Genomic DNA, 19,723 nt, shown 5'->3' on the forward strand with positions numbered 1-19,723 from the left:
ACATACCCAGCGCCACCGGTTACCAGAAAACGAGCCATACTCTCTTTTCGCTCCGTGCAATGTAAAAAGTCATACCCGGTTATCTTGCTGATAAGTCCAGGAAAGAGTTCGCTTCATTTCCGCTTCAGAACGGCTTAAGCAAACGGTCAAGATAATTTATATGCTTAATTAGTACCGTCGATATTTTCATAATGCAAAAATTGCCACGTAATTTTCTAGAAAAATCCATTTTTCAATAAAAACTCACAGAGCATTTTTTAAGGCTTTTAGACTCTGCGATCACATGCGCAAGATGCGGTCTGTCAGACGTTTAATATCTTAACAGATTGATTTTATGGAAAAGTCTTTCTTTTTATGGCGGATGGGGTGGGATTCGAACCCACGGTACGGTTCCCCGCACGCTGGTTTTCAAGACCAGTTCCTTAAACCACTCGGACACCCATCCTCATGTCATCCATCTGAGGACCTGCCGCCTTATAAACAGGATATGGCCACCCTGTCCAGCGGGAGAAAACACGATATATCAAGTGCAGCAAACTTGCTCTTCGTGCGTCAGGCTTGTACAAGCCCCATCCTTAATAGACATTCCTTTCAGGGACGAATTATGAAACAGCAGGCAAACCTGATCCGCGCCGGTCAGGTGATTGAGCATGATGGCCGCCGCTGGACGGTGCTGAAGCAGCAGATCATCACCCCCGGCAAGGGCGGAGCCTTTATTCAGGTTGAAATGCGCGACCTGAAAACCGGCAATAAAACCAACGAACGCTGGCGGACCGCTGATAGCGTTGAACGCCTGATGACGGAAGACAAGGAATACCTGTATTCCTACACCGATGGCGAACTGCTGGTTCTGATGGACCCAGAAACCTATGACCAACTGACAGTTCCTGTGGATCTTCTGGGTGATCAGGCCCCGTTCATTCAGGATAACATGACCATCAACCTGCATCTGGTTGAAGGTGACCCGGTGGGTATTGATCTGCCACCGCAGGTTACGCTGGAAGTTGTGGAAGCAGATCCGGTTGTAAAAGGCCAGACAGCCTCTTCCTCCTACAAACCTGCAAAACTTTCCAATGGTGTAAAAACCATGGTGCCGCCCTTTATTGAATCGGGTGAACGTATTGTGGTTCGGACGGAAGACGGTTCCTACGTCGAACGCGCCAAAGACTAATCCCTTCCGTTTTTCTCTCCAGAGCAGGACAAAACTACAGTGGCCATGCGTCTCTCCCCCGTCATGATGGTGATGCAAACAGCAGCCCAGAAGGCAGCCAAGCGTCTCCTGCGCGATTTTAATGAAGTCGAGCAGCTTCAAGTCAGCATCAAAGGGCCGGGAGACTTTGTTTCCCAAGCTGATCTGCGCGCAGAACAGACCCTGCGGGAAGAGCTTGAACGCGCCCGCCCCGGCTATGCCTTCTTTATGGAAGAATCCGGTAAATCTGGCGGCGATAACTGGACATGGCGTTGGGTGGTAGATCCGCTGGATGGCACCACCAACTTCCTGCATGGTATTCCGCACTGGGCTATTTCCATTGGCTTGCAGCGCCGCCTGCCAGATGGGCGTATCGAACTGGCAGCAGGGCTGGTTTATAACCCGGCTGCGGGTGAAATGTTCTGGGCAGAAAAAGGCACCGGCGCCTATCTGAACGAACGGCGTATCCGTGTATCCGCACGGCGTGACATGCAGGAATCTCTGTTTGCTACTGGCATTCCATTCGCCAAAGTGCCTGCGCGTATGCGTCTGCCATTTGCACGCGTGCTGGGTTCTCTTATGCCGCGCGTAGCCGGTGTGCGTCGCTTCGGTGCCGCAGCGCTGGATCTGGCATGGGTAGCTGCCGGGCGTTACGAAGGTTACTGGGAATTCGGCATTAAACCGTGGGATTGTGCTGCTGGCGCCCTTATCGTGCGTGAAGCTGGCGGCCAGGCAACAGACCCCGCAGGCGTTGATCTGGATGATCTACCTGATGATGTCATGATTGTTGCTGGTAACGGCAATCTGCACAGCAAACTTCTGGAAGTGGTGGCAGATAGCCTTAAAGACGGCAACTAACTTTTCTGCCCCAGATTACCACCTAAAAAGCCTGCCTCATTCTGATGAGGTGGGCTTTTTTGTTCTTCATATGTTGCTTTTTGATTTCTAGCTCTGGCATTCCGCGCTGGAATGGATCATCTAGTATTTATCATGCAGACATCCTTCCCCTCCGCTTACGATGCCCCAGCACTGGTTGCATATAAGGGAGCCTATTCCCTTCTTACGGAAGATGGAGAGGTTCTCCATTTGTCTGCGCAGGATGTTAAGCAAAACCTGCAAAACATGCCTTGCCCGCTTGTTATCCATGCGCCCGCACTGGCGCGGCGGCTAGATTTACCCCATCCGGGGCAGCCTGCCCCGTGGCTAGATCTGTTAGAACTGTTTGCCTTTGTGCACCCAGCCACATCTGTTGCCCCTACCCCACGCGGGTTAGCACTGGCCTTGGGAATGCAAGATGAGGATATAGGCGCCGCAGAAGCCGATCTACTCCCTCGCCTTCTTTCTCTACTGCTCACCAATCTGGCACGCCAGAACAATGGCACAACAGCAGAACATCTTGCTGCCCTGACTTTACGGCTTGGCCAAGCAGGATGGATCTGGAGCGGTACAGTTGCCGAAACCTTAGGGCTGCATGAAAAACTAACGCCGCAAGGCAAATTGCCCGAAACCATGCTGCAACCAGGGGATGCGCTGCGTATCTGGCGTTTTTTGCCAAAATGGGAGGAAACGCCTCTTCCTCCGCCTCCTGCGTCTCACCCTATTTCCCCTGTAGAGGCGCGCGAGCAGCTTACCAAGATGCTGGGCGAAGATGCCGAAATCCGCACTGGGCAAGCCGACTTTGCATCCGTTGCCACAGGGGCTTTTGAGCCACGCAACGTGCGTGGAGACCCCGCCATTGTGCTGGCAGAAGCTGGTACAGGAACAGGCAAAACCTTAGGTTACATTGCCCCTGCCAGCCTTTGGGCCGAGCGGAATAAAGGGGCTGTTTGGGTCAGCACCTATACGCGCCACCTGCAACGCCAGATTGAACAAGAAACCCGTAGGCTCTACCCAGATCAAACCACGCACCGGCAGCGCGTTGTATTGCGCAAAGGGCGGGAAAACTATCTGTGCCTGCTGAATATGGAAGAAGCTGTTAATACTGCATCCTCTCGCCCTGCGGGTATTACCATTGCCCTTATCATGCTGGCCCGCTGGGGCTTAGCCACCGCAGACGGAGACCTATTTGGCGGAGACTTGCCCGGCTGGTTTGGGGATCTGTTCGGCCAAGGGAATCTGATAGGCGTAGCAGACAGACGCGGCGAATGTATTCACGGTGCATGTGCCCATTACCAGCATTGTTTTGTTGAACATTCCATCCGCCGCGCGCGCGAAGCAGATCTGGTGATTGCCAACCACGCTCTCGTTATGGCGCAGGCCGCCTACGCACAGGCTGGCATGAGCGATGATGCCGATGAAACGGATGATCCCTCGGCTCCATCCCGCTATGTATTTGATGAAGGCCACCATCTAGCCGATGCCGCAGATAGTGCCTTTTCGGCCGAGCTTTCCGGGCTGGAAGCAGCCGAGTTACGGCGTTGGCTCCTAGGTGCAGAAGGTAGGCGCTCCCGCGCGCGCGGCTTAAAACGGCGCTTGGATGATCTGGTTGTGGGCCACCCAAAACTAGAAACACCTTTGGAAGCCGCCCTTATGGCAGCAACAGCACTTCCTGCTCCCGGCTGGTCTTCACGCTTAGGGCAAGAACAGGCGGATGAACCCCCGCCGCCTGAACCTCCAGAAGATATCGGGCTCTTTCCGCTTGAACCAGAAGCGCCTCAACCGGTTTTGGAAAACCCCACAGAAGTTTTTCTGCGGCTCCTGCGCCAACAAGCGCTTGCCAGAACACAGGAAGGTGGAAAACAGCACGTTTATGCAGCCCTTGAATGTGATCTGCACCCTTTGGTGCCAGACTTGGCAGAAGCCGGACATCTTCTGGCCCGCGCCTTAACGCGCCTTGTTGAACCTTTACGCACCTTGGTGGAACGCCTGCACGCCCGCCTGGAAGAAGATGCCGAAACGCTGGATTCCACAACACGCGGGCGCATAGAGGCCATGACACGCGCCTTGCGCCGCAGGGCTATCTCTCGGCTAGATGCGTGGATTGCCATGCTGAGCGCACTAGACACACCACCTGAGCCTGATACCACCCCTTCGCACGTGCACTTCATCCGGGTTGAGCGGCGCGAAAAACAGAGAATGGGGGAGCAGGATGTGGGCCTCTATCGCCACTGGCTAGACCCCACCATTCCATTTGCTGGCATCATGGCCATACCTGCGCAGGGTATGCTGATTACATCTGCCACCTTACGTGATCAGCAAACCAATGAACCGGATAGCGATAACGCAGAACAGGCGTGGGAAGCCGCTGAAGCACGCACTGGGGCCAATCACTTCCCCTCCCCACCTCTGCGTGCCAGCTTGGCCAGCCCGTTTGATTATGCCCGCCAGACACGCGCCTATATTGTAACGGACATAGACAACAGCAGCATTGTGGATCTGGCAGCCGCATTTCGCACGCTTTTCTTGGCATCCGGCGGTGGGGGCTTGGGGCTTTTCACGGCCATTTCCCGCTTGCGCGGTGTGTATGATCGCATTGCCCCAACATTGGAAGAAAACGGTCTCCCGCTCTACGCCCAGCATGTAGATGCGATGGATAACAATACGTTGGTAGATATTTTCCGCACAGAAGAACACGCTTGCCTGTTAGGCACTGATGCCATGCGAGATGGTGTAGATGTGCCCGGCAATGCGCTACGACTGGTAGTTTTTGAACGTGTGCCGTGGCCGCGGCCAGATATTCTGCACCGTGAACGCCGTATTCACCTTTCTGGAGGTGACCCGAAATCTTTTGATGAACGAATTGCACGCCTGAGGTTACGTCAGGCCTTTGGTCGGCTTATTCGCCGCCAGTCTGATCGGGGGGTATTTGTCCTGTTAGACAGGCGCACCCCTACCCGCTTGCTCAGCGCGTTTCCCGAAGGCGTAGAAGTTCGTCGCCTTGGGTTGGCAGACACAGCACGGGAACTTGCTGCCTTTTTAGCAGATACAGAAAGGGCCGATCAAAACTGATCGGCCCTACCTGAAAAATCAGTCTACTTTCAGATTGGTTGCAGCCTGCTTGCCGCGTTCTTCAACCAGATCGAAAGAAACTTTCTGTCCGTCATTCAGGCCACGCAAACCCGCTGCCTGCACTGCGGTAATATGTACGAACACATCTTTACCGCCATCATCTGGGGCAATAAAGCCATAACCCTTGGTAGCGTTAAACCATTTTACTGTACCGGTCGGCATGAGCGGGATAGTCCTTGTTCTTCTCAACGTTTTGTCCTGCTGCACACCGTGTGCGGTTCAGGATATACCCCATCCCCCCATGACCAGCCACAATTGTCAATCATAATTCGATAATAGGCCATGACGAGGACAGGAAAATAACACTACGGATTCATATTGCTTTTCAGGAAATGAATGCTGCGTTCCTGCGCTTCCTGATAAGCTTTGGCATTAAAAGAGCTTCTTTCTGGGCAACCAAAGCCGTGCCCTGCATCGTCGTACACGTAAAGTTCAACTTCCGGGCGCGCCTGTCGAATGGCTGCAATATCAGTATGCGGAATACTTGTATCCTGTTCACCGAAATGCAGCTCTACGGGGCAACGCGGAGTCTCATTCCGGCTGGCGGCAATACCTGCCCCATACCAGCCAACAGCGGCTGCATAGTCATCCGTTCTACATGCAGCTTCCCACGCCAATGTACCACCCCAGCAATAGCCGATAATGCCCACCTTACGCGGCTTGAACACTGAGGCGGCTGCCTGAATATCCAACAGTGTTTTAGCAAGCGGAATTTGCGCCCGCAGCGCCTTGCCTTTTTCCACGCTTGCTGTGGAATAATCCAGCTCCACCCCACGTTGCACGCGGTCAAACAAAGCTGGCGCAATAACGTGGAATCCGGCCTTGGCAAAGTTTTCGCAAACCTGCCGGATATGGTGGTTCACCCCAAAAATTTCCTGAAGCACCACAAGTGTGTAAGGATGATGGCTACCTTCGGTTTCCCACGCGGAAAATTCATGTCCATCCGCAGCCTGAAGTGTAGTGATATGACCCATGCGAGCACCTCCTATCTGCTCTTACGTTACAGCAAAAAGAAACTTTATCCACATTCCTTGACTCTGCCTTTGGCCAGACCTATCTCCTTTTCTGGCACTCCCGGGGTGGGAGTGCTAACGTAACGCGGCGTTATGTTACGCGCGACAAAGTGGATGGGGCTGCTTTCTGTTAAGGGCACCATCCCAAAAATGAATGTGGAGCGATCCATAATGACGAAGTTTCGTCCCTTACACGACCGGGTAGTTGTCCGTCGCCTTGAAGGCGAACAGAAGACCGCTGGCGGAATCATTATTCCTGACACAGCGCAGGAAAAGCCTATGGAAGGCGAAGTGGTTGCAGTTGGTCCGGGTGCCCGGAATGAACAGGGCCAGATTGTGGCGCTTGATGTTAAGGCTGGTGACCGTGTCCTGTTTGGCAAATGGTCCGGCACAGAAGTGAAGATCGATGGCGAAGAGCTGCTGATCATGAAGGAAAGCGACATCATGGGCGTGGTAACCGCCTGATTTTGCGCTGATCCGCATTATTTAATTTCAGAACGATCTTCACAGGAGAAATTCAATGGCTGCCAAAGACGTAAAGTTTGGTGCAGACGCACGCCAGCGTATGCTGCGCGGTGTGGATATTCTGGCTGACGCTGTAAAAGTAACGCTGGGCCCCAAAGGCCGTAACGTGGTGCTGGACAAGAGCTTCGGCGCTCCCCGCATTACCAAGGACGGTGTTTCCGTTGCCAAGGAAATCGAACTGGCTGACAAGTTCGAAAACATGGGCGCTCAGATGCTGCGTGAAGTTGCATCTAAAACCAATGACATTGCGGGCGACGGCACCACAACGGCTACGGTTCTGGCTCAGGCTATCGTGCGTGAAGGCCACAAGGCTGTTGCCGCTGGCATGAACCCAATGGATCTGAAGCGCGGGATCGACAAGGCTGTTGCCGTTGTTATCGAAGAGCTGAAGAAGAACGCTAAGAAAGTTACCACCCCGGCGGAAACCGCTCAGGTTGGTACGATTTCTGCAAACGGTGAATCTGAAATCGGTCAGATGATCTCCGAAGCCATGCAGAAAGTTGGCTCCGAAGGCGTGATCACGGTTGAAGAAGCCAAGCACTTCCAGACAGAACTGGATGTTGTTGAAGGCATGCAGTTTGACCGCGGCTATATCTCTCCGTACTTCGTGACGAACCCGGAAAAGATGACAGCGGATCTGGAAAGCCCCTACATCCTGATCCATGAAAAGAAGCTGTCTTCCCTGCAGCCCATGCTGCCGCTGCTGGAATCCGTTGTTCAGTCCGGCCGTCCGCTGCTGATTATTGCAGAAGACGTTGACGGTGAAGCTCTGGCAACTCTGGTTGTTAACAAGCTGCGCGGTGGCCTGAAAATTGCTGCTGTTAAGGCTCCGGGCTTTGGTGATCGCCGCAAGGCTATGCTGGAAGACATTGCTATCCTTACGGGTGGTCAGGTCATCAGCGAAGATCTGGGCATCAAGCTGGAAACCGTTACCCTGAACATGCTTGGCACCGCCAAGAAAGTGCACATCGACAAAGAAAACACCACCATTGTTGATGGCGCTGGCAAAGCCGATGACATTAAGGGCCGTGTTAAGCAGATTCGTGCGCAGATCGAAGAAACGTCTTCCGACTACGACCGTGAAAAGCTGCAGGAACGTCTGGCCAAACTGGCTGGCGGTGTTGCCGTGATCCGCGTTGGTGGTTCCACCGAAGTGGAAGTGAAAGAACGCAAAGACCGCGTTGACGATGCCCTGCACGCAACCCGCGCTGCTGTGGAAGAAGGCATTGTTCCTGGTGGTGGCACGGCTCTGGCCCGCGCTACGCTGAAGCTGGAAGGCCTGCACTACCACAATGATGACCAGCGCGTTGGTGGTGACATCATCCGCCGCGCACTGCAGGCTCCTCTGCGCCAGATCGCTCACAACGCTGGTGAAGACGGCGCTGTGATCGCAAACAAGGTGCTGGAAAATAACGACTACAACTTCGGGTTCGACGCTCAGGCTGGCGAATACAAGAACCTGGTTGAAGCCGGTATTATTGACCCGGCCAAGGTTGTCCGCACGGCTCTGCAGGATGCAGCATCTGTTGCTGGCCTGCTGATCACCACGGAAGCCATGGTTGCAGAACGCCCGGAAAAGAAAGCCGCTCCGGCTGGCGGCCCTGACATGGGTGGCATGGGCGGTATGGACTTCTAAGTCTTACATTATAACTAAGAAGTCTTTTAAACTGCCTGACGGGTGGAGGGATTATATCCCTTCACCCGTTTTTATTTGCATACGGCTATAATTAAACCCAGTGTTTTGATAAAAAGTATTGGATGCTATAAAACTGCGTAAAGATTTTCACGGGCAACTACTTTTAGTACCCCATTCGTCAGGTGCAGGCAAAAATGCTGGAAACAAAAACTTTTCGTGGGTTACCTTTTTCATTATCTCCAGCGCTCACAGAAAAAGTTTGGAATTTCCAATCTGAATCCACGCAGATCCAGCAACTTTTTCTAAGCCCTTCAGGACGTATAAAAGAACCCGACAGCTCCAACGCATGGTTATGGAGGATTGAAAACCATCAGCTCCTTATCCTTGCAAACGATGGAGATCTTGCATGGCAGTCAACTGGCATGGATTATCGGGATGATGGAAGATTAGTTATTTTTCTCGAAACCCCAAAGCACGACCTTTACGCCATTTTAGAAGAGCAAGCACCTTCATCTAAGCCTCTCCTCCCCGAAAAAACTACGGATTCTGCTCTTCCCACACAAAGCATGGAATCTACAGAATTAGAGGATTCTGAATTTATATTCCCCAGCAATCTAGAAATTGTTCCTACAAAAGTAAAAAAGGTGCTGATTATAGGTTCCAGTATCGGTGCTTTATGCCATGAACAACTCACACAACAATATCTAGATATTCGGTTTGATTTTATACCCTATGAATTTGTAGCTCCGCTGCCTACAGCCTTACCTATTCCGTTAGAAGATTATGATTTTGTATATCTCCAGCCTTCTTTGCGCTCTATTTTAGGTGATGATATTATTTGGGGTGCGCGTTTTAATACGCCAAATTTTGCACAGAATATTCTAACGAATGCTCAAGAGACACTTAAAAACTTTATTCAGCATGTTCTGGATTATGCCGCTTTATCCGACACACCTTTGTTGGTTTCAAACTTCCTAACTCCGCAGATCCCTCCCCGGCCTTTTTCGCGGGATCGCGGCGTTGATATGTCTGTATCCACCATTATTCAAACACTAAATATTCTACTTTCTACAGAATTAGATAATCATCCCTTAATAAAAATTTTGGATATAGAAACAGTCACTTCCATTGTTGGTAAACGTTATATTCAAGATGATACAATATATTTTAACACCCATAATGGGATCATCTTTCAGGATTGGGATGATTTTGGCCCCTTTGAACAAGGCGGCCCTCTCCCAGATCTGCAAACAATTTATCCCAATAAACATAACACTATAGGAACACTCCTTTTCCGCCAGATGATATGGGGGCTGCGCACCCTATGCCAGACTGACTGCGTCAAAACAGTTATCTTCAGTCTAGATAATACGATATGGCGCGGAAAACTCTCAGGGGATGCTTCTGGCGGCCAAACTTTGCCCATGCCAAGGCAAGATGGCTGGCCAATGGGCATATGGGAAGCAATCCAGTATTTGCGGGGGCTCGGCATAAAGGTTTGTCTTTACGCAGACGGGAATGAGGCAGACATACAAGCTCTATGGGATAAAATCATTGAACCCAAATTTTTGGCTTTAGAAGATTTTGATTACGTTGCCATTAATTCTGCCCCCATAAACAATATTATACCCGATATCTGCTCAAAATTTTCTGTACAGTCGGCAGAAATTGTTTTGGTTGATGCTTCCGCCATACGTAGAGCAGCTATTACAGAAACTTTTCCTGACATACGTACCATAGGAAAAAACCCTTATCTTACAAGGCGTATCCTGCTTTGGGCAGCAGAAACACAGGCAAATTTCAAACAAACTTTGCCCCATAAAACAGAAAAACTAGAAACACCACCAGCACCTTCTGCTGTAATGCAGGCTCCAGCCAGCAATTTTACACCACAATCACTAAAAATGTTGCAGTTTATGGAATGCAAGGTTTCTCCGCATAAGATTATTTCATCTGATGATAAGCTTTTAGAAAGCCTGCCTTCTTTAATTAAAAACTCCCTGACATCGAAGGCAGAAGATGTAAATATTACTCAGGAAACTGTAAATTCTTTTACATCCATAGACTCAAAAAAAATGCTCTTAATCTTCTCAGTAAAAGACAGATTTGCTGATTACGGCCCTTCTGCGGCCATGTTTATTGATGATCATGTCATAAATGGTTTCATTTTATCTGCACGCGTACATGGAATGGGCACTGAAAACTTTATGCTTTCTGAGGCCGCACAACTTATTCGCAATCAGTTTGGTGAAGGCGATATTACAATCTCCCTCCCCATCACATCCAATATTTCCTTATTCCGAAATATGTACGCGCAAGCAGGTTTCCTGCCCAAAGACCATAAAGATGGTACTGAGGTATTTTATTTACCTGCAGGCCTATTACCCCCTACAAGCCCGCATGTTTCTTAAAATAAAAACTCAATATTAGATAACGTCTGTTTATCTTATAGAGAAAATTCACGGATCAAGGCTAAAAAGCGTTGCATCTTTTTCTGGTTCGGTAAACAACAAAAGAACCATGTGAAACAGGAGTTTGAGGAGGTATTAGTAAAATGAAAAGACTAATTATGGATTTGGATGACACTCTAACGCTTACAGATGCATCTAAGTCCTACTCTGAAAAAAAACCTAATATTGAAGTTGTTGAAAAACTACGCGAATACAAGCAGGCAGGTTTTGAAATTGTTATTCAAACTGCTCGTAATGTACGTACCTATAACGGTAATGTAGGTAAAATAAATGCAAACACGCTGCCCGTTATCATAGACTGGCTGCGCAAGCATGATATCCCTTTTGATGAAATCTATGTCGGCAAGCCATGGTGCGGCACTGAAGGCTTCTATGTAGATGATAAAGCTATCCGTCCTGATGAATTCTTGAAATATTCCTCCGAAGAAATCAGGAAACTCCTGAACATCGACAATTAACCGATGGAATATCCATGACGTCTTTTTCCCTCATCCTGTCTGGTGCATATGTTGACCAGGAATTGGCCATTGAATTTGGCCGTATTCCCCCTTCCTTTCTACCTATAGGTGTTACACGTCTTTACGAAACCCAGATTAAAGCATTGTCTAAACTGGGTTCTGTCTATTTGACGCTGCCTGAAGATTTTAATGTTCCGCATTATGACATGCAACGATTGGAAGAGTTGGGCGCAATTATTGTGCGTGTTCCCAGCCATCTGTCGTTAGGCAATTCCATCATCTATGCACTGAACTACATTGAAACTTCAGCTGAAACTTTGCATCTACTCCACGGTGATACGCTTGTAGAAGGATTAGACCTTGAACAGGTTGATGCCTTGGCAGTGCACCATGAAAGTGATGATTACGCTTGGGCTTCTGTTAGCATCCAAAAAGACAATACTGTCTCAGACTTGCAGGCAATCCAGTTAGAAGCAACCCCACCACAACCCCAGCATATTATTTGTGGTTACTTCTGTTTTTCCAAATCTCGCCATCTTGTACGGGCGCTTACGCGCGCCGGAGGAAGCTTTATTAAAGGTATCGCCTTATACGCAAAGGAACATACCTTAAAAGCCATTTACCCTGAGAAATGGTACGATTTTGGGCACCTGCAAACCTACTTCCGCTCACGCCGCAGTGTCACAACACAACGCGCCTTCAATTCTCTCTACATTGATGATCGCATTGTGCGCAAATCCAGTGATGACCGTAAAAAAATGCATGATGAAGCCACATGGCTCCAGAATGTACCGGCGGATATTAAACCATTTACAGCACGTCTTTTAGATACGTCTGAAAACTCTTACACAATAGAATACGAATACGCGCCAACCTTGTCGGAATTGTTTGTTTTTTCCAGCATAGGCAAAGCCACATGGGAAAGTATTCTAGAATCATGCTTTGAATTTCTTGCCATTTGTCAAAAGCATTCTACGCCTGAAATCAAAGGCAATGATATTCTCAAGCGCCTTGCAACAGACAAAACCTATGATCGCATTGCCCAGTATTCTAAAGTAACAGGGTTTGATATTAATCATCCACTGACACTAGATGGTAAAAAATTACCCTCTCTTAAACAAATTGCTGATGAAATGATCAGCAATATTGATCTTTCGTCTGATCGTAATGCATCTATTATGCATGGAGATTTCTGCCTTAGTAATATTCTTTACAACTCCCGTGCACGCCGTATTTGTACAATTGATCCGCGCGGTTATATTCCTGTTACTGGCTCAAGCATTTTCGGCGACATTCGATATGACTTTGCCAAACTATGGCACTCATTCGGAGGGCTATATGACCTGATTATTGCAGGCCATTATCTTTTTGAGGCTGAAACTCCTTATAATTTCAGCATCTCCTTCCCATCAGGGCCGCATCATGAATGGGTGCAAGCTGATTTCTTGCGCAGGCTCCCTAACAACATAAGTAAAACTGAAGTCAATTCTTTAACTGTTTTGTTGTTTATCAGCATGCTACCACTACATGCAGACAGACCAGATAGGCAAAAAGCTTTTATTGCCAATGCAGCCCGTCTTTATCAGCTTATATAAGGAGTTTTGTCCATGATTGTTATACCTATGGCAGGTCTATCCCGTCGATTTACAGAATCTGGGTATAAATTACCTAAATATATGCTGCCTGTCGGCGATAATACTGTTTTTTCTCTTGCTGTTGGAAGCTTTAAAAATTACTTTGCACAAGAAAAATTTGTTTTTATTGCACGCGATGTAGAAGATACAAAAAACTTTATTGCCAAAGAATGCCAAAAAATGGGCATTAAGAACTTTGAAACAATCATTCTTGATGCCCCCACAAAAGGACAAGCAGAAACAGTTGAGCTGGGCATTGTAGGGAGCCAGTATCCTTTAGAAACCCCGCTCACTATTTTCAATATTGACACATTCCGCAAAAATTTCTCTTTTCCTTCTGAACCTTGGTTTGCTCATTCAGACGGCTATCTGGAAGTATTTAAAGGAACCGGACAAAATTGGTCTTATGTTGGTCCAGAAAAAAATAGTAGTGAACCGCGAGTTATTCGCACAACAGAAAAAAATCCAATATCTGACCTATGTTGCGATGGTTTATACTACTTTGCACGTGCCTCTGATTTTCTATGGGCGCTAGAGGAAGAAAAAAAATCTCCTTCTATGCCTGAACTTTATATTGCTCCACTTTATAATCATCTTATTGAACGCGGATCTTCTATTCATTATGAAATAGTCGATAAAAATGATATCATATTTTGTGGGGTTCCCAAAGAATATAATGATGTTCTAAAAAATATCTCTTCTTAAAAATATTCTATTTTACTCCAATCAGTAGTAATATTATAAATAAATATTACTACTGATTGATGAATTTTATTAACCATCGAAAATAATTTGCTATGTTGCCGATTATAGTTATGGCATAAACAGGCCCTAGCGGAACGGCATTGATTTTCGTAATATCCCACAGAGAAAATGATAAAGGCAAGTATGATGGATTACGAAGAAGTTCTAAAAAATCGACAAGAGGTTCTAGATCTTGTTAACGCAGGAAACATACAAGAAGCTTTTTCTCGGTTAATTGAATGCTCTTATACTTGCCCTGAAGATAATAGCCAGCACTCTGCAGCCATTAAAGCTATTCAGGAGCAAATCATTGAAGGCCTTATCCGCCTAACGTCAGACCAAAACTATCGTGAAATTTTCATTATTCTCAATCGCCTCATAAGTTTTTTTGGCCTTAGTCATCGTCTTTGCCTCGAAATCGGGCTTCTTAATCTATCACGCAAGATTGACCTGGATTTCCAGATACAGTTTTTAAAAAGTTTACCACCAGAAATACTTAATGATCCCATTATCCAGATAATCCAAGCAGAAACATTGCGCTTGACGAATAATCCTGCCGCAGCCTGCACAATTTATAATTCTCTCCCCCCGCGTGAAAGTTGGTGGCCCTTTGACCCTTTGTGGGAAAGTCTGACACAAGGGCTTACAAAATATTTACTGGAAATCAATACAAAGTTTCTTCACAGGCAGGCAACAAATTCTACAGGATGGCATATGGAACCTCATGCCCTTAACGCTCTCATCGCAGGCCTTATTCGACCCAATTCTGGAAATGCTAACGATTTCCGACACCACATCGAAAGAATTATGTGGCATACCCCCGTCCCGAACACGGATGTTGGTGGTTTAACTGTTGCATTTCTTGCTACGCATATCACGGACTTGGACCCTGACAGAGCTGCCATAGTCTTTCATTTAGCCGTCTCCTTTGAGAAGCGGCATGAAATTGATCTTATCCTACAAAAAGAAGAATTTATTGTTACAAAACTTGCTTATCATCCGCTTTTTATAAAATATTTTGATATTTTTTCTCAGAAAAACCTTTCTTACCGAGATAAATTTAATGATATTCTTGATATATTCCTCAAATCTTCTTTCTGCAAAAATTTTGTAGAAGGAGATATGAAAGCTTTTAACTTTAGCGCCTTGTTCAGCACGAATGTATGGGCAACAGAAGTTCTTTCTCGCTACAGGAAACGCCTGCCCCTACAAAGTATTCGGGGGATGCCATTCCTTGCGCAACCACGCCATGCCATTTTTCCTAAAGTAGGGGGAGAAAACCACCTCTTTATTGGTATCTTTGGCCAAATGCGTGATCCACGTGGCAGCTTTTCCAAAGTTATGGAATATCTCTACAAAGATACACAAGATTGGCGGGCTAAAGGCAAAACGGTTAGCATCGGCATTTCTACGTGGGATCAGACGGGGCAGAAAAAGATTGAAGATGGAAGCCCTACAAGCGAATTTGCTCATCGGGTTCCTGAACCTATCAAGAAAATTCTAACCGAACATCATATCCATACACTGGCAGAGCTCCGTAATCTTCTACCATCCACGGCAGAAGCCATTCAGAAAGCGTCTTATTCTAATGAAACTGTAAGTCTGGAACTTCTTCACGAAATTGCCCAAAGTTGCGGTTTTGATAGTTCTGATATTTTCATTAATATCTCTACAGAAAACCAATATATGGATGATATCGGACGTGAGTTCCGTGCATTTTACAAAAATGCTGGCTCGGGCGTGGAAAATCAGGCGCGTATGTGGCACCGTATTGCGGGTTTATATGATCTGACACACCAAGCTACAGAACGAAAAGGTGCGGCTATAGGCACAATGGCACTTATACGTCCTGATGTGCTATTCGAGAATTCTTCCATTTCCAATCTGGCAACAACCACTGCTGCTGAAACATCAGCGCCTACAGCGGTATGTGACTTTGATCCACAAGCATGCTGGATTGAAGGGGTAGGAGACCGTTACTTCGCGGGGAGCGCTCAGGCCGTAGCAAGAGCTTTTGATGCCAAAGACCTGATCCTACAAATTATTCGGGATCCCGCATTGTCGGAACTCTATCATGATCGGCCTTTCTGGCACCGTTTTGCACAGACCGTTTTTTACGAAAGCGATGTGTTCTTGCAAAGCTCCACCGCCATTCATATGCGCTTTCTAAGACAGAATATTGATCTTAATGTTCTGAAAGCCGCTTTAAAAGCCGATTACGAGCAGACGACAAATGAAAGCATAAAAAAACTTATCCAAGACCACATATAAGTTACTTTATATAGTTGTTCTAGGCAGATCAAAATATCCTACCTAGAACAACTATTTATTGAATTTTTTCTAGATGGATATTCATATGACCCAAAATATATCTTTATCCTTAAATTCATTACTTGAAAAAAATTCACAAACATCATCACAATCTAAAAAAACTCTCCAAATTCCATCGGAATCTTCTATTCTTGAAAGTACGCATGGAAGTGGTTTGGGCTCTGTAAACCGCCTTATTTTGCAAGGAAATGCCAAGGTTCAGAACTGTCGGCGTAAAGGTATTCATCCAACCCATTTAGCGCCACCATCCATGTTTTCAGCTACGGTGAGACCAGAACATCTTACAGCTTTCCATAAAGCTTGTCGGGAAAAACAAGCAACCGTTATGGTTATGGGAGATAGTATATTTGCAACCGCAAGTGATATGGTTTGCCATACAGAGAATGCTACTTACGCATGGCTGGAAACACTCCAACAACACCTTCCACATGTAAGATTTACATTTATCAATGCGGCTGCAGGGGGACGATCTTGGAAGGATATGAACTCACAGGCTACTCCAGCACCAGAATGGATAAATCCACCACCAAACATGAATTGGAAAGAAGCTGTCCGATATTATCAGCCCGATCTGCTTCTTCTGCATAGTGGCGGCAATGACGTTGGAAGCTTTAACCCCCTTGATGTGAAAGAATTAATCGCTTTCTTTTTAAGCGCCCCTAAACCACCATCAATTATTTTAGGCTTAACGCATCATCCTTCCCAAGCATCCACCATTAATGGTTATGCGACACAAGAATATCAGGAAGGTCTGGACGGAATTATCAAGTGGTTGCGCACATATGCGCAACGAGAGGGATTTGGTTATCTGGATTTTCACCGTTGGCATAGCATGCGGCGTGATGGATTTGACCCCTGTGAACTCACTCTTACACGTGTGCACCCCGAAGAAGGGTCCGGCCTCTCATCCTTTGGCTCTTACATTTCGGAAACTCCGCATAATAATTGGGATTTCCCTACCTGCGAAAACGAAAATCATATTGCTGCCAATAATTGCACAGATTTTGCGCTTGCATTCGAATTAGAAAAAAAGCCTGCTTTCCTTTCTCTCAATCTCAGTTCTGGATATTCCAGCGCATTTCATCCACCTTACTCTAATAAACTGCATGTCTTTTTTGACGATGACAGCGGTTGTATTGCTTATTCTTGGAGTGATGGCACACACCCGGATGAAGATAAAAAACGAATAACAAATATTCCTATTCCATCTTTCCCTGCTCTTTTTAATATTATGGTTAAGGGAAGCCGCCTTGTCTTTTCAATATGGGTGCCTCTTTCGCATACAAACTGGCAACCAGAACATCTCAATACCCTAGGCACAGGTTATCAATATGTTTGCGATGAAACTATAATTAGATTTGGAAGTCCCTTCACCCCTCGCCTAGAATGGGCTGGCTACAATAGATTGCGCATTTTTAATCTCTGCGTTGCCAATGCTTCTGTGGTGAGTGAAAATGCAGTCAGAAATATGCCAGATCGCACAGATAATGATTTGTATGAACACACCTACGCAGCCGGTGGCTCTGGGCATTATCATATGAATGCTTATGGCGTGCGAGATATTCTTACCCCAGTATTTAGAGCGCAAAATTGGGGCGAAAATGGCTTTCCAACATAGCAATTTAAATATTCACTTCGAATAGTAAAAAATTCTTATTTTTTATAAAAGGATACCATCATGAATATCAAAAATTCTCTTATCTCTATGAGTGCTTTTTTATTTCCTTCTATTGGATTTGCGCAAACAGCCTCGCATTATGTTTCGGAATATTCAACAACGTCTATTGTGCCCTGTATATGGGTAAAAGATGCCACAGGCAGTGGATGGCAAATTGGTGATATAGCAACCGTTTATAATGATGGCTCTGTTATAGAAATTACAAAAGTTAACAAAAACGGATCTATTGCAGATTTTATTGTAAAGAAATATGCAAAAAATCTCAAAAACTACCAAGGAAAACAGTATTGGAGCCCTAATCCTCATGCTCAAAATGATGCAGATCCGCTCCATAAGGCTGCGTGTTTTCGTGTAAACACAACTTCTCTCAACGTCCTTCCTGCAGAAACGTCTCGAAGTATAATGACTGACGTAAAAAATTCTGCAAAACAAAAAAATATCCAAACACTATTTGATCTCGTCTTTTCCTCACCTTCTCCATATTTTTATTTAGATAAAACATTAAGCTATTCTTTTGAAAACGGTCCTCCCCTTACGCTTCCCAATTATCTAGATAAATCAACAACACCCTACACATCAGCATCTGCCGTCATCAATATGATAGAGGCAGATACTTCCATGTTTCCTCAAGCCACGTTCTCAGGTCTTTCCTTTCCATACGCTGGAGACAGTTTTCCCACTCTAAGTGTTCCTCCGCGGGATTTACCAACTCTGACACTAGGCCGTATCGATCAAGGTCGTGTTGACAATACAGCACCTTCTTTCTCAATTAATTACGTAAATAATGATCCAGTTCATGGTAGAAATTCCATAGACCATATTAATAAACGTAATATTGATATTAATACGGTTGTTACCCCACAGGCAATTTCTTCAACGCGCAGCTTAAGCAACTTTCTTGAAGATGATGGAATGCAAGGATACGGACAGCAAAACTATGCTTTCCAAAATGTTTTACACAAAAAAGGCTTAAGCTGGTCTTGGGCGACAGCTGAGGAACTAGATGAAACCCAAGGGCTCGATTATACTTACGGAGATCGCAATGCTCCATCATTCGGGCAGCTTTCAACTGTAGAGTTTGTAGCAGAACACAACTTAAATGCTGTTGGTTATGATTTGGCTGCCACGAGCTATGATGCACAAACAGCGCACCGCATCAATCAACTCGCATCCAATGGCCTTTGGGAACAATATGTGCCGTTCTGGAAACCAGATACACCCTTCGCCCCTCACCAGATGATTCGTGTTGTAGATCCGCGTTCCGGTATGCAACATCTATTTGTAAGTGACCAAGGCGGCACAAGTGGCGAGATTTTGCCTCGTTTTGAATTTACTGGAACACGCAAGATTAACGACGCATCGGTTAAATGGTTATACCTTGGTCCATTAAAAGCACAAATCGGCCTTGCCTTTTCAGCTTCATCTAATTGTCATATCCCTACATATCCTGAGAACTACAACGGAAATAAAGTACCTGCCTGCTCAGAAATTGGCGCCGCTTTTGCTGCTCCTGCACATATTTATAATACGGTTTTTGATGCTTCCGCTTCTGTATTCGTTCAACCCGGTATTCACTCATGGGCTCGAACTCAAGCAGACACTTATCTAGATTTGACCGCAGATAGTACTTCTTCTGGTCTTAATAAACACATTTTGGGCTATGACAGCAAAGAGCATGCCTTGCAATATCGTGTAAAAACAGAAGAAAATAATAAAATTCAAAATAATAATCCAATATTTTCTGTAAAAGACACTGGTGAATTAACTACTCAGTCTTTAACTACCAAACATGATGCAAATATCAATGGCAAAGTCACCATTGGGGACACCCTTAAACTACCATCCAAGAGCAAAGAGGAAATAAAACAAATTACATCAGCAAAACCTGGAGAAATTATTTACGATACAACAGATGATGCCCCGGTAATTTACACAAAACACGGCTGGAAGATTATTCCATTAATAAGTCTGAAATAATACGATCCATGTTATTAAAATATTAAATAATCTGCGTGACAATATCATGGGAGGTTACT

At 46.2% G+C, this 19,723-nt stretch carries 14 protein-coding genes and 1 tRNA gene; 12 read left to right on the forward strand and 3 right to left on the reverse strand.

Translation table 11 applies throughout. The features are described from left to right. Positions 1–355 precede the first annotated feature (355 nt). Positions 356–445, reverse strand: a tRNA-Ser gene (locus tag FKW31_RS06825). Positions 446–604: 159 nt separating this feature from the next. Between FKW31_RS06825 and efp the strand changes: the two genes are divergently transcribed. From efp to FKW31_RS06840, 3 genes are all read left to right on the forward strand, one after another. Beyond that, the gene (gene efp / locus FKW31_RS06830; RefSeq protein WP_003625750.1) at positions 605–1,171 is read left to right on the forward strand and encodes an elongation factor P; all 567 of its coding nucleotides are present in this window, start codon (positions 605–607) and stop codon (positions 1,169–1,171) included. A 45-nt stretch (positions 1,172–1,216) separates the two neighbouring features. Next, complete coding sequence (locus tag FKW31_RS06835) at positions 1,217–2,047, forward strand: inositol monophosphatase family protein (protein WP_150178183.1); 831 nt, start codon at positions 1,217–1,219, stop codon at positions 2,045–2,047. Positions 2,048–2,158: 111 nt separating this feature from the next. Further along, entirely contained in the window at positions 2,159–5,137 is a 2,979-nt protein-coding gene (locus FKW31_RS06840; RefSeq protein ID WP_193562053.1) for an ATP-dependent DNA helicase, read from the forward strand. Between the two features lie 18 nt (positions 5,138–5,155). Here FKW31_RS06840 and FKW31_RS06845 read toward each other — a convergent pair whose 3' ends face one another. Further along, positions 5,156–5,359, reverse strand: a complete 204-nt coding sequence (locus FKW31_RS06845) for a cold-shock protein (protein ID WP_003625755.1) — start codon at positions 5,357–5,359, stop codon at positions 5,156–5,158. 143 nt (positions 5,360–5,502) lie between these two features. Beyond that, on the reverse strand, positions 5,503–6,171 hold the full coding sequence (locus FKW31_RS06850; RefSeq protein ID WP_150178150.1) for a dienelactone hydrolase family protein: 669 nt from the start codon (positions 6,169–6,171) through the stop codon (positions 5,503–5,505). Positions 6,172–6,381: 210 nt separating this feature from the next. On the opposite strand from FKW31_RS06850, the gene groES reads away from it, so the two are divergent. The 9 genes from groES to FKW31_RS06895 all read left to right on the forward strand — a co-directional run bounded on the left by groES (position 6,382) and on the right by FKW31_RS06895 (position 19,664). Next, the gene (groES, locus tag FKW31_RS06855) at positions 6,382–6,675 is read left to right on the forward strand and encodes a co-chaperone GroES (protein WP_026019247.1); all 294 of its coding nucleotides are present in this window, start codon (positions 6,382–6,384) and stop codon (positions 6,673–6,675) included. Positions 6,676–6,730: 55 nt separating this feature from the next. Beyond that, positions 6,731–8,371 (forward strand): chaperonin GroEL, encoded by a 1,641-nt coding sequence (gene groL, locus FKW31_RS06860; protein ID WP_150178151.1) that lies wholly within the window; start codon positions 6,731–6,733, stop codon positions 8,369–8,371. Between the two features lie 194 nt (positions 8,372–8,565). Then, positions 8,566–10,782, forward strand: a complete 2,217-nt coding sequence (locus tag FKW31_RS06865) for a hypothetical protein (RefSeq protein WP_150178152.1) — start codon at positions 8,566–8,568, stop codon at positions 10,780–10,782. 143 nt (positions 10,783–10,925) lie between these two features. Continuing rightward, complete coding sequence (locus FKW31_RS06870; RefSeq protein WP_006116435.1) at positions 10,926–11,300, forward strand: hypothetical protein; 375 nt, start codon at positions 10,926–10,928, stop codon at positions 11,298–11,300. Between the two features lie 14 nt (positions 11,301–11,314). Further along, entirely contained in the window at positions 11,315–12,895 is a 1,581-nt protein-coding gene (locus tag FKW31_RS06875; protein WP_150178153.1) for a phosphotransferase, read from the forward strand. Between the two features lie 12 nt (positions 12,896–12,907). Continuing rightward, positions 12,908–13,639: a glycosyltransferase family 2 protein gene (locus FKW31_RS06880; protein WP_150178154.1), complete on the forward strand. Its 732-nt coding sequence runs from the start codon at positions 12,908–12,910 to the stop codon at positions 13,637–13,639. A gap of 183 nt (positions 13,640–13,822) precedes the next feature. After that, complete coding sequence (locus FKW31_RS06885; protein ID WP_238332765.1) at positions 13,823–15,949, forward strand: hypothetical protein; 2,127 nt, start codon at positions 13,823–13,825, stop codon at positions 15,947–15,949. Positions 15,950–16,022: 73 nt separating this feature from the next. Beyond that, on the forward strand, positions 16,023–17,627 hold the full coding sequence (locus tag FKW31_RS06890; RefSeq protein WP_150178156.1) for an SGNH/GDSL hydrolase family protein: 1,605 nt from the start codon (positions 16,023–16,025) through the stop codon (positions 17,625–17,627). 60 nt (positions 17,628–17,687) lie between these two features. Then, entirely contained in the window at positions 17,688–19,664 is a 1,977-nt protein-coding gene (locus FKW31_RS06895; protein WP_150178157.1) for a hypothetical protein, read from the forward strand. Positions 19,665–19,723 lie beyond the last annotated feature (59 nt).

This window comes from Acetobacter sp. DmW_136 (assembly GCF_008690365.1).
Lineage (GTDB): Bacteria > Pseudomonadota > Alphaproteobacteria > Acetobacterales > Acetobacteraceae > Acetobacter > Acetobacter oryzifermentans.